The organism is Sphingomonas sp. TDK1 (assembly GCF_001650735.1).
Taxonomy (GTDB): domain Bacteria; phylum Pseudomonadota; class Alphaproteobacteria; order Sphingomonadales; family Sphingomonadaceae; genus Sphingomonas.
The window spans coordinates 170,930-183,266 of sequence record NZ_LXVY01000048.1 but is presented as its reverse complement, the minus strand read 5'-3'; the positions used below and the strand labels follow the sequence as shown (position 1 = coordinate 183,266).

Below are 12,337 nucleotides of genomic sequence, written 5' to 3'. Positions count from 1 at the left end.
ATTTATATTGCGATGCAGGGGATGCGTCGTGAACATGTGGATACCACGCGGCCGTCTCCCGTTTGCCCCCCTCCCTTGCCATCCCACCCCAAAATTGTAACACCGCGCTTCGTCTCCGGAGCACATCCCATTCGCCAGATTGCCGCCTTGCCGTATCGCACCCTCGGTTCCGGTGCCGACGCGCCTACCCAGGTGCTGCTGGTCACCTCGCGCGGCAGCGGGCGGTGGGTGGTGCCCAAGGGCAATCCCGGCTCCGGGCTCAGCAGCCATGCCGCCGCGACGCTGGAGGCAGAGGAGGAAGCGGGCGTGCAGGGGGTCATCTGCCCCACGCCGCTCGGCTCCTATCGCTATCGCAAGAAGCGCGGCAACGGCGCGTCGCTGATGGTCGATGTCGAGGTGTTTCCCTTCTCGGTCACCCGTGAGCTGGACTCCTGGAAGGAGCAGGCGGAACGCCAGCGGAAATGGTTCAGCCTTGCCGAGGCCGCCGATTCCGTCGACGAGCCCGATCTGCGCGACCTGATCCGCTCCTTCGGCCCGGAAGAGTTTCGCGCGGCCACAAGGCGGCGGGGCGTGCTCGACACCGTCGTCCAGAAATCAAAGGTCAATCGAATGTTTGCGTGGTTCCAACGGCTGCTGCCCCGCACGGGCAATTTCTTCGAGATGTTCGAAGCGCATGCGGCAACGGTGGTGGCGGGGGCGGATGCGCTGGCGCGGCTGCTCCAGGATGGCGGCAGGGACCATATCCGCGAAGTGATCGAGCGCGAGCATGATGCCGACGAGATCACCCGCCAGGTGCTCCAGACGGTGCGGGTGACCTTCCTCACGCCGTTCGATCGCGGCGCGATCACCGCGCTGATCGGATCGATGGACGATGCGATCGACGAGATGCAGGCCACGGTGCGCGCCATCGACCTGTACGAGATCGACGCCTTCGAGCCCGAGATGAAGGACATGGCGGGGATCGTCGTCGATGCCGCGCGGCTGACGCTGGAGGCGATGCCGCTGCTGCGCGACGTCGCCCGCAACGGCGCGCGGCTGCACGAGCTGACCGAACGGCTGGTGCGGATGGAAAGCCATGCCGACGATATCCATGCGGCGGGGCTGAAGCGCGGCTACAAGGAGCTGGGGCCGCGCGATCCGCTGCAGTTCGCGGTGCAGCGGGAGCTGTACAAGCATCTCGAGCGGATCGTCGACGCGTTCGAGGACGTGGCGAACGAGATCGACGGCATCGTCATCGATCACGCCTGATCCATCCCATGCATGAACTCGCCCTGCCGCTGCTCATCGGGCTTATCATCGTCGCGCTGCTGTTCGACTTTCTGAACGGCCTGCACGATGCCGCCAACGCGATCGCCACCGTGGTCGCGACGCGGCTGCTGAAGCCGGTGCACGCGGTCGCCTTCGCGGCGTTCTTCAACTTCGCCGCCTATTTCGTGACGATCGCGGTGCCGAGCCTGCACAAGGTGGCCGAGACGATCGGGCAGGGGCTGATCGACAAGGACCTGATCACGCCGGGCGTGGTGTTCGGCGCGCTGGTGGGGGCGATGTTCTGGAACATCGTGACCTGGCTGAAGGGCATCCCGTCCTCGTCCAGCCACGCGCTGGTGGGGGGCATGATCGGCGCGGGCGTGGCGCATGCCGGGTTCGAGGGCATCCAGTGGAGCGGGCTGGACAAGACGCTGCTCGCCATCGTGCTCTCGCCGACGCTGGGCATGATCCTGGCGATGACGATCATGCTGGCGACGAGCTGGCTGTTCCGCCGCGCCACGGCGAGCGGGGCGGAGCGCAGCTTCCGGGTGCTGCACCTCATCTCCTCCGGCGCCTATTCGCTCAGCCACGGGCTGAACGACGCGCAGAAGACCATGGGGATCATCACCGTGCTGCTCTATTCGACCGGCTATCTGCACGGCAAGTTCGAGGTGCCGCACTGGGTGGCGATCAGCTGCTATGTGGCGATCGCGCTGGGGACGATGACCGGCGGGTGGAAGATCATCGAGACGATGGGCTCGCGGATCACCAAGCTGTCGCAGCACCAGGGGTTCAGCGCGTCGCTGGGCGGGTCGATCATCCTGTTCGGCGCGTCGTGGCTGGGGATCCCGGTGTCGACCACGCATACCATCACCGGGGCGGTGATCGGCGCGGGTACGGCGCGGCGGGCTTCGGCGGTGCGCTGGGGCGTGGCGAGCGACGTGGTCGTCGCCTGGGTGGTGACGCTGCCGGCGTCGGCCGCGGTGGGTGCCCTGTTCTACGCGCTGACCAGGCTGTTCTGAGGCAGGCGGATTGGAACTGCTCTTCGCCCTCGATCTGCTGTGGCTCGGGGCGCTGTTCTGGACTCTCGCATCGCGGCGCTGGGAGGCTGCGCTGGGCGCGCTGCTGGCGCTGCTCGGCTCGCTCCCGATTCTGATCCTGCTGATGGGCGGCGCGTTCCGGTGGAGCGCGGCGATGCTCTGCGTCTTCACCACGCTGGGCGGCGGGCTGCTCGTGTGGAGCGACGTGCGCGGCGAGGGCGCGGGGTGAAGCGGCGTCTGCCCAGCGTGGCGCTTGGGCAACACTATTTCAATCATTAACCCATTTGCGCAATCCCCTCTTGCCAAACCCCCGTCCGTGCGTCTGTTTTGTTACAAACAGACCAAGAGAGGGTGTCGCAACGAACGGCTTGGATCGAGGGGACCCACATGCACGCATCGTACCGACGTACTACCTGCAGTCTTGCAGCACTCGCACTCGCCATGGGGATGGCGGCGACGCCGGCCTTCGCGCAGGACAGCGCCACCACCGGCGCCGGCGCACCCCAGGACGACATCGTCGTCACCGGCTCGCGCATCCGGCGGAGCCCCCTCGATCAGGACAAGCCGGTCGTCACCGTCGGGCAGGAGGAGATCGCGCGCACCGGCCTCACCGCCATCGCCGACGTGCTCCAGCGCCTGCCGAGCGCGGCGGGCGGGCTGAACACCAAGGTCAACAATGCCGGCAATGTCGGCGGGCCGCCGGACGGCACGGGCGTCAGCTCGGGTTCGGCCGAGGTGGACCTGCGCTATCTCGCCGCCAAGCGCACGCTGATCCTCGTGGACGGCCTGCGCTTCGTCAACGGATCGGCGGCGGGCGGCATTCCGGCCTCGGTCGACCTGAACACCCTGCCGGTCAACCTGATCGAGCGGGTGGAGGTGCTGCAATCCGGCGCGTCGCCGCTCTACGGCTCGGACGCCGTGGCCGGGGTGATCAACATCATCACCAAGCAGAGCCAGGAAGGGCTGCGCGCCTCGGCGCAATATGGCACCTATCGCCAGGGCGACGGTACCACCCAGCAATATGAGGCGAGCTACGGCATCCAGTCGCGCGAGACCGGCACGTCGCTGGTGGTCGGCGCGAGCTATGTGAAGCAGGGCGAGATGTTCACGCGCGACCGCGCCATCTCGCAGTTTCCCAATCCCGGCCAGACCAGCTGCTCCGACCCGGTCGGCGGCTGCAGCGGCGCGACCCCCAATGGCCGCTTCGACGTGCTGGGGCAGGACCTGACGCTGAAGGCGCCGGTGACCGGACGCGCGGTGAACTATCCGACCGACTTCAAGGATTTCACCACCGCAGACCGGTTCAACTTCGCGCCCTACAACTATCTGCTCACCCCCTCCGAGCGCTATGGCGGCTTCCTCAATTTCAAGCAGGCGCTGACCGACAGCATCAACATGCGCGTCAAGCTGCTGTACAACCACCGCTACTCGCGCACCCAGGCGGCCTTCCTGCCGCTGTTCGTGGGGCCGGACGCGGGCAACGGCAACCTGCTCGACACCATCTCGATCGACGCGACCAACCCGTACAATCCCTTCGGCCAGACACTGTCGCAGGCGAACGGCAACTTCTCCTTCATCGCGCGGCGCATGGTGGAGGCGGGGCAGCGCGTCTTCACCCAGAATGTCGACACCATGTCGGGCACGCTGACCCTGGACGGATCGTTCGATGTCGCGGGCCGCAAATGGTATTGGGACGTGAACGGCACGTTCGGCTTCAACGACGCCAAGCAGCTGTTCACCGGCAACATCAACGCCGGGAAGCTGGCGCAGGCGCTGGGCCCGGTGGGCGCGTGCACGGGCGCTTGCGTGCCGTTCAACCTCTTCGGCGGCCTCGGCTCGATCACGCCGGCGATGCTGAGCTTTGTCGCATTCGACGAGCGCGACCGCAGCTCGCAGCGGCTGTGGGACACCACGGCCAACCTGTCGGGCACCTTGTTCGACCTGCCGGCGGGCCCGGTGGGCGTGGCCATCGGCTATGAACATCGCGACCAGTTCGCCAGCTATGATCCCGATCCGGTGATCGTCGCCGGCCTTGGCGCCGACGTGCCGACGAGCCCGTCGCGCGGCGGCTTCCGGGTCGACGAAGTCTATGGCGAGCTGCGCGTGCCGCTGCTGGCCAACACCCCCTTCTTCAACAAGCTGGAGCTGGACGGCGCGGTACGCCACTCCAACTATTCGTCGTTCGGCAGCAACACCACCTTCACCGCCTCCGGCCTGTGGAAGCCGGTGGCCGACCTGCTGCTGCGCGGCGGCTATGCCGAGAGCCTGCGCGCGCCGAGCATCGGCGAACTCTATGCGGGGCTGTCGCGCACCGATGCGGGCATCGACGATCCCTGCACCAGCGCGGCGGGCGGCTTCTTCCAGACCAACGCGACGGTGCGGGCGAACTGCATCGCCAACGGTGTGCCGGCGAACGGCAGCTACAAGGAGCCGACCGGCGGACAGATCGGCATCTTCTCGCAAGGCAACACCGCGCTGAAGCCCGAAACGGCGAAGACCTGGACGGCCGGCGGCGTCTACAGCCCGAGCTGGGCCAGGGGCTGGGCGAGCGCGCTGAGCCTCGAGGTGAACTATTACAACATCAAGCTGACGAACGCGATCGACTCGGTGCCGGGCACGCTGACGCTGCGGCGCTGCGCGTTCAACGCCGACCCGATCAGCTGCGCCGCGATCCAGCGCAACGGCAACGGCACCATCGCCGGGATCAGCGGGCGTCTGCTCAACCTTAACGGGATCAAGACCGACGGGCTGGACGGCACCTTCACCTTCCGATCGCACAAGATCGGCGAGGGGACGGTGGGCGTGAACGCCAATGCCGCCTATCTGCTGCGCTACGACGTGCTGCCGCCGGCGGACCTCGGCGCGCCTGCGCTGCGCTTCGCGGGCACCGAGCGGGGCAGCCCGGACCAGGCCTATCCGCGCTTCAAGGCCAATGCGACGGCCGACTGGTCGACGCCGGGCTACGGCATCTCCTTCACCGGGCGCTACATCAGCGGCGTGGACGAGCGCGACGGCGTCCACCGTCTGGGCGCGGTATTCTATGGCGATTTGCAGGCCTATTTCTCCCCGGCCTGGATGAACCACCGCGCGCGGCTGACGATCGGCGTGAACAACCTGTTCGACCGCTCGCCGCCGCCCTGCTTCACCTGCCAGAGCGCGAACTTCGATCCGACGACCTACGATCTGCCGGGCCAGTTCGGCTATCTGCGGCTGTCCTACGGCTTCTGAGGAGGGGGGAAGGGCCGGGGGCAACCCGGCCCTTCTTCTTCGCGGTTAGTGTTTCTCCAGCTGTCCCGCGCTCTCCGCCACACGCTTTAGCAACGGGCCGTCGATCGTGCGGATTGCGTCGGTCTTTATCTGACGAACGCCAGCTTTGGTCAGAATCCAGCTAGCCTGAGCATTTTGACCGATCGCCACACCGGAGAGCGTCTCGCTATCGAGATGATAGTTCCAGACATTGCCCTCGCGAACGTTGCGAATGCGGTCTCCGGCGGTGCGTGCACCGGCACTATTGCTGCCAAGGAGCAGCATCAGGCCCGTGATGCCGAGCAACGACAAAAATAGGGTGATGCCAAACGACGTGAGGTTGCGCGTCGAACGGGCGGGGAAATAGCGCCTGTCTAGCCATTCTGCGCTAACCGCAAGCAGCATCAGTAGGACTGCTCCGATCATCATCCACGGGGCCATGGTGGCGATAGAGAAGATCAGAGCACGCACCCCATCCAGTGCCAGCGTGAGGGAGGATGTGGAGATGATCGAGGGATCGATCGCGAAGCGCATGTAATATGCTTGCTCGTACGACCATCCAGCAAAGTAGAATAGTCCGCCTATGCCGCCCATTAGCAGAGTCGTGTCGGTCCACGGTCGAAAAGACGAGGCGGCACCCCTCTCGCCGGGGCGGAGTGCAGGAGGGGATCCCGCAGCTGGCATAGCAATATACGAACCGCCGATGGACGGCGCTTCGGACTCGGTGGCGTTGTCGGTCATTCTTCCTCTTGATGTTTCACGTACGTACGACCTTGGAGGCCTGCATGCCTCGCACGTCGCGCCGCATGTGAACAAAACACGAACAACCATAAAGAACGTGTAAACCATCGTGGTAAATGGTGGCTACAGGCACGGCAGCCTGCCCCCGCGGGAAGGATGCTTTGCTTCCGTGCACAAAAAAGGCCGGGATCGCTCCCGGCCTTTTCCGTAGGTTTCGACGGGTTCGGATCAGAACTCGGCGCGGACCCCGAACAGGATGGTGCGGCCCCAATAGTTGATCTCGCCGAAGCGCTTGGGGTCGTCGTTATAGGTGTACAGCTTGGCCCCCGAGAGATTGATCGCCTCGACGCTGAGCTGGACGTTCGGCAGCAGCTTGTACCCGATGCTGCCGTCCAGCGTGCCGAACGGCGCGGTATAGGTCGGTGCCTGGGTGGTGCTGCCGATGCCCGACAGATACCGGTCGCGCCACACATAGGAGAGGCGGGTCGAGATCGGGCCCTTTTCGTAGAAGCCGACCACGTTGAAGCTGTTCTTCGACAGGCCGATCATCTGGTCCACGATCGGACGCGCACCGGCGGTGTAGTTCGCCTTGACCGAGGTGTGGGTGTAGCTCGCCTGCATGCCCAGGCCGTCGAACGGCGCGGGGAGGAAGGTGAACACCTGGTTGTAGCCGGCCTCGACGCCGTACACCTTCGCCTTGCCGCCGTTGACCTGGGTGGACAGGAGCACGGTGCCGCGGCCCGGGATGTCGATGTTGACGTTCTGCGCGGTGATGTAGTTGTCCATCGCCTTGTAGAACACCGCACCGGTGAGCGCGCCGCGCGGATTGAAATACCATTCCAGCGCACCGTCGAGCTGGGTGGCGAGGAAGGGCAGCAGCTGCGGGTTGCCGCCGCTCGCGGTCGGCGCGTCGGTGGAAAGGGTGATCTTCGGCGCGCTGTCCGTCACGTTCGGGCGGGTCAGCACGCGGCTGGCGGCGAAGCGGGCGACCAGCGTCTTGGTCAGGTCCGCCTTCAGGTTGAAGCTGGGCAGCCAGTCGTTGAAGGTCTTGGGGAAGGCGACCGGCGTGGTGTTGTTGCCGGTGCGCAGATAGCCCGTGGCGTTCTGGTCGGTGTGGACATAGCGGATGCCGACATTGCCGGTGATGTCCACGCCGCCCAGCATGGTGCCATAGTCGAGACGCGCATAGGCGGAAGCGGTCTTCTCGGTCGTCTTGAACGTCGATGCCAGATCGCTCGCGGTGAGCGGGCTGTTGGCGACGGCGCTGGTGAAGAAGGCGTTGTAATAGGCCGAAGTGACCGGCGCGAGCCAGGTACGCGGGACGTTGCCGGATACGTCCTTCAGGAAGTCGTCATAGGGCAGCGGCTGATAGGCACCGGTGCCGAGCGAGCTGAGCGGGGTGTTGGCGGCCGGGTTGACGGTGAAGTCGCGGCGCCAATAGTCGCGCTTGCGCCAGTGATATTCGGCGCCCACCGCGATCTTGCGGAGGAAGCCGCCCACGTCATACGCACCGTCGAGGCGGGCGAACTTGTCCCAGTCCTTGCTGTTCTTCGGCGCGATGTTGAAGGTGTAGAGCTGGTAGTTGGCGGGGTTGTTGGCGTCGACCGGGGTGGTGATCGTCGGCAGCACCTTGTAGCCGCCCGAGGCGTCATAGGTGAGCGGCGCGAAGAACATCGCGCGGCTGCGCACGGTGCCTTCGGCGTTGCTCGGGTGGAAGCTGTGGGCCGACGACCAGTTGAGGTTGGCGGTGACGTGGAAGCGATCGTGGTTCCAGCTCTGCTTGAGGCCGATGGTCAGCAGGTCGTGGCGGTTGAGGCTGTATTCGCGGCTGGCCATGAAGCGGACATCGTTGATCGTCGCGCCGACGATCGTGTTGCCCTGGAGCTTGACCGTGGTCGGATCGATCTTCGGCGTGTGCCCGGCGACGCTGGTGTCGTCCGGGTAGATGTCGAGGCCGAACTCGTCATAGGCGACGTCGAGGCGCGTCGCGAGCACGTCGAGCGTGGTTTCCAGCTCGGGGGTCGGGCGCCACTGGGCGGAGACGAGGCCGGAGATGCGCTTGCGATCCTCGGTCTCGATCGTCGGACGGGTGCGGGTGGGGGCGTAGAGACCCGACGGGAGGCCGCCCTGGGCGGGCTTGGTGAACTTGTCGAGGTTCCAGCCGAAGTTCATGAAGCGGTCGTTGCGGACCGACTTGCCCCAATATTGCGCGCCGACGAGGATGCCGAAGGTGTCGCCGAAGGTGTGGCTGCCGATCAGCGTGGCGTTGGGCTTCACCTTCTTGGTCTGCGAGGTGTAGGTACCGCGCAGGTTGGCGGTGACCTTGTTGCCCACGTCGAACGGGCGGAAGGTGCGCACGTCGATATTGCCGCCCAGCGCGCCCTCGGTCATGTCCGAGGTGGGGGTCTTCACCACGTCGATGTTCGACACGAATTCGGCGGGCAGCATCTCGAAGCGGAACTGGCGACCGTTGGCGCCGCCATTCTCGATCAGGTCGTTGAGCGCGACCGGGCGGCCGTTGAGCAAGGTGCTCTGGAACTGCGGGCCGAGGCCGCGGACGCTGACATAGAGGCCCTCGCCGCGCGGGCGCGTGATCGCGACGCCGGTGACGAGCTGGAGCGCCTCGGCGACGTTCTGGGTCGGGAACTTGCCGATGTCGGTGGAGCTGATCGAATCCAGACCATATTCGGCGCGGCGCTTCTCTTCGGTCGCGGCGGCGAGGCTGCGGGCATAGCTGCCGTTGACCACGATCTCCTGCGCGCCCGCATCGTCCTGCGGCGGGGTGGTCTGGGCATAGGCAGGCGCGAGCGTGCCCATCGCGAGGGCGAGCGCCGACGACGCGCGAAGCAGCGCGGAACAAGGTTGCATGGATGGAATCTCCCTTTGGACCCTTATTGGTCTTAAGGGCGCCCCCTAATCGGGGTGTCGAACGTCTCGGCGTCGGATCCGCGTCACATCCATGACAGGCGCCGCGCAATTTGTTTCGGTGAGGTTACAAAAAAAGTGGCGACGTTTGCAAATTGTTGCAGATGTTCGCGGGCGCGTCGTGCGGGGCGCGTGGGGGCGTGGCGACCGAGCGCGCCGGCCGATCCGATGATTCGCCCGGTGTCCCCGGCGGATACGGCCGCGCATGCAAAAAGGGCCGGGATCGCTCCCGGCCCTTTTCGTTTGTCTGGTTTCCCGAAGGATCAGGCCGCGGCGACTTCCGCGGTATCCACCTTCACGCCCGGGCCCATCGACGAGGAGAGCGCGACCTTCTGGAGGTACTTGCCCTTGGCACCCGCCGGCTTGGCCTTGACGACCGCGTCGACCAGCGCGTCGAAGTTGCGGCGCAGGTCTTCGTTCGAGAAGCTCACCTTGCCGATGCCCGAGTGGATGATGCCGGCCTTTTCGACGCGGTATTCCACCTGACCGCCCTTGGCGGCCTTCACCGCTTCGGCGACGTTCATGGTCACGGTGCCGAGCTTCGGGTTCGGCATCAGGCCCTTCGGACCCAGCACCTTACCGAGACGGCCGACCAGGCCCATCATGTCCGGGGTGGCGATGCAGCGATCGAAATCGATCTTGCCGCCCTGGATGGCTTCCATCAGGTCTTCGGCGCCGACGACGTCCGCGCCGGCAGCCAGGGCTTCCTCGGCCTTGGCGCCGCGGGCGAACACGCCCACGCGCACGGTCTTGCCGGTGCCGGCCGGCAGCGTGACGACGCCGCGGACCATCTGGTCGGCGTGGCGCGGATCGACGCCGAGGTTCAGCGCGACTTCGATCGACTCGTCGAACTTGGCGGTCGCATACTGCTTCACCAGCGCGATCGCTTCATCCACGCCGTGCAGCTTCACGGGGTCGACGGTCCAGGTCTTCTGCTTCTTGGTCAGCTTTGCCATGGAATCAGCCCTCCACCACTTCGAGGCCCATCGCGCGGGCCGAACCTTCGATGATCTTGGTCGCCGCGTCGATGTCGTTGGCGTTCAGATCCTTCATCTTCACCTGGGCGATTTCGGCCAGCTGCGAGCGCTTGATCTTGCCCGCGACAGCCTTGCCCGGCTCCTTCGAGCCCGACTTCAGGTTGATCGCCTTCTTCAGGAGATAGGTCGCCGGGGGCGTCTTGGTCTCGAACGAGAAGCTACGGTCCGCATAGACGGTGATGACGGTGGGGAGGGGCGTGCCCTTCTCGACGTCACCGGTCGCGGCGTTGAACGCCTTGCAGAATTCCATGATGTTCACGCCGCGCTGACCCAGGGCAGGGCCGATCGGCGGCGAGGGGTTTGCGGCGCCGGCGGCCACCTGCAGCTTGATATAGCCGGTAATCTTCTTAGCCATGTCACTCTCTTTCAAGTCGAGCGGTACAAGCGACGACCAGAGGCCGCCTCCCGCATGGTTCCCGAGCTGTGTGCTTGGAAGCGCGCGGCCTTAGCGGAAAGGGGGGCGGGAGGCAAGGGGGCGAGGAGGCCCGCTTTCCGTCCTTGCAAGCATGGATGGCGGGCGAGGCGCGACAGCGCGCGGTGCCACCGGGACCGCTGGCCAGTCCTGCGGCCGGGGAATCCGTCCGTCAGCGTTCCAGCCATGCTACCGCTAGGCCCATGGACGAGCGTGGTTCGCTACTCTACGATGGCGGGCGAGGGGAAAATATGCGCGCTCTGACGTTTCCGGCGATGCTGTTGGCACTTGCGGTGAGTGGATGCGGCGGCGGGGGAGGTGGAGGTTCGGGCGGAGCGCCGTCGGTACCCGCACCGGCCCCCACGCCGACGCCAGCCCCGACGCCAACGCCCACCTCGAGCCCGTCCGCCAACGTGCCCTTCCGGGCCGTCGCCGCTGCGCCGATGGTGAGTCAGGTGATCTTCGACACGAACGGCAGCGGCCTCTTTGGCGATTCCGTTCAGGGCAACGCCGATGTTGGGGTCGTGAGCAATCGATCCGGCGAGTTCGGCCGTGACGCTGTTGGGCGGCAAAGCCCGACCACGCCGCCGGCGGAGGCCAGCTTCATCGGACAGTTGTCCGGCGCTAGCGCGCTCACTGGCTTCGTCTACACCAAAATCGGCGCGCCGCTGCGGGCGGCGATCTATTCGCCCGTTACCAGCCTGTTCGGAACGACGGACGAACGCGTCCTCGCGACCAACATGGGCCTGGATCTCACCGGGCTTGAGCTCGGAAACTTCGACGGCTTCGCCGCCTTGGCCAGGCCTGACATTGCAACGCAGGTGCGGGGCCGGCAGGTCACGGCACTCAACCTGAAGCTGCTGGCGCAGGCCGGCCTCGAAACGACGGGCAACCCGACGGCCACCGGAGCGATCGAGGTGAAGCCGAATCTCGACGCCGTGCGGGCGCAGCTTCTCGCCGGTCCGGTCAACTTCAACGCGCCCGATTCGGTTCTGCAAATCCTCAACCGCTCAAGGCGCGCCGCGTTTACCAACGATGCGGGCCGCCGCACTGCTGCGCAATTGCTCGCCCGCTTCGGCGAGGCCGTCGATCGGCATCTGACGACGGCGGCGCGGATCGCCGACATCGAGTATGGCTTGCGGTTGCTGGTGCTGCCCGAGCTGGACATACTATTCAACACCAGCGCACCCACCGCCGCGCAAATTTCTCGCATTTCCGCAATCACGTCTGACGATCTAGTCGCCGGATTTCTGGAGTTCGGCAGCATTCAGCCAATAGCCGTTGCATCCGCGACCTTTGCGCCGGTGGTCGATTACTTCAAGATTGTCGCGATCAGCCAGACGATGCTGGCAAGTCAATGCGCTACGGGCACGGATTCTCCGACGTGCAACGATATCGATCTGACGGTGGGAGGCCCCCTGAACGTTCAAGCCGTCCAGCTGACCGCCGTACGGGTTCCGGCGCAGTTCGCCAGTTATCTTTCCGTCACGCAGGCGGCCGACGGCACCCTCACCCTGAGGAGACTGGCCTCCGGGCGACGGCTGATATGGTTCGACTATGATGCCCGAGACCGGCAGGGAATCAGCGGCACGTCGCGTGCGTATGTGCTGATGGCAGACGAATAGACTGAGGGGCAGGGGGCAGACGGCAGGGCTCCATCCCGGAGCGAGCTCGCAAGAGGCCCGTGG

Annotated in this window: 9 protein-coding genes; 5 read left to right on the top strand and 4 right to left on the bottom strand. The window is 65.8% G+C overall.

Features of this window, described 5'->3' with window-relative positions; all coding sequences use genetic code 11:
- Positions 1-147: 147 nt before the first annotated feature.
- From A7X12_RS23855 to A7X12_RS23840, 4 genes are all read left to right on the top strand, one after another.
- The gene (locus A7X12_RS23855; protein ID WP_198162165.1) at positions 148-1,248 is read left to right on the top strand and encodes a DUF47 family protein; all 1,101 of its coding nucleotides are present in this window, start codon (positions 148-150) and stop codon (positions 1,246-1,248) included.
- Positions 1,249-1,256: 8 nt separating this feature from the next.
- Positions 1,257-2,270 (top strand): inorganic phosphate transporter, encoded by a 1,014-nt coding sequence (locus tag A7X12_RS23850; RefSeq protein WP_064313922.1) that lies wholly within the window; start codon positions 1,257-1,259, stop codon positions 2,268-2,270.
- Positions 2,271-2,280: 10 nt separating this feature from the next.
- The gene (locus A7X12_RS23845; protein ID WP_064313921.1) at positions 2,281-2,517 is read left to right on the top strand and encodes a hypothetical protein; all 237 of its coding nucleotides are present in this window, start codon (positions 2,281-2,283) and stop codon (positions 2,515-2,517) included.
- A gap of 212 nt (positions 2,518-2,729) precedes the next feature.
- Positions 2,730-5,516: a TonB-dependent receptor domain-containing protein gene (locus tag A7X12_RS23840; RefSeq protein ID WP_443029323.1), complete on the top strand. Its 2,787-nt coding sequence runs from the start codon at positions 2,730-2,732 to the stop codon at positions 5,514-5,516.
- Positions 5,517-5,561: 45 nt separating this feature from the next.
- Here A7X12_RS23840 and A7X12_RS23835 read toward each other — a convergent pair whose 3' ends face one another.
- The 4 genes from A7X12_RS23835 to rplK all read right to left on the bottom strand — a co-directional run bounded on the left by A7X12_RS23835 (position 5,562) and on the right by rplK (position 10,592).
- Positions 5,562-6,275: a hypothetical protein gene (locus A7X12_RS23835; protein WP_157105709.1), complete on the bottom strand. Its 714-nt coding sequence runs from the start codon at positions 6,273-6,275 to the stop codon at positions 5,562-5,564.
- 228 nt (positions 6,276-6,503) lie between these two features.
- Positions 6,504-9,143, bottom strand: coding sequence for a TonB-dependent receptor (locus A7X12_RS23830; RefSeq protein WP_064313918.1), 2,640 nt, complete (start codon positions 9,141-9,143; stop codon positions 6,504-6,506).
- A gap of 320 nt (positions 9,144-9,463) precedes the next feature.
- Complete coding sequence (gene rplA, locus A7X12_RS23825; protein WP_064313917.1) at positions 9,464-10,156, bottom strand: 50S ribosomal protein L1; 693 nt, start codon at positions 10,154-10,156, stop codon at positions 9,464-9,466.
- 4 nt (positions 10,157-10,160) lie between these two features.
- Positions 10,161-10,592, bottom strand: a complete 432-nt coding sequence (gene rplK, locus A7X12_RS23820; protein ID WP_064313916.1) for a 50S ribosomal protein L11 — start codon at positions 10,590-10,592, stop codon at positions 10,161-10,163.
- A gap of 512 nt (positions 10,593-11,104) precedes the next feature.
- On the opposite strand from rplK, the gene A7X12_RS23815 reads away from it, so the two are divergent.
- Positions 11,105-12,274: a hypothetical protein gene (locus A7X12_RS23815; protein WP_157105708.1), complete on the top strand. Its 1,170-nt coding sequence runs from the start codon at positions 11,105-11,107 to the stop codon at positions 12,272-12,274.
- Positions 12,275-12,337 lie beyond the last annotated feature (63 nt).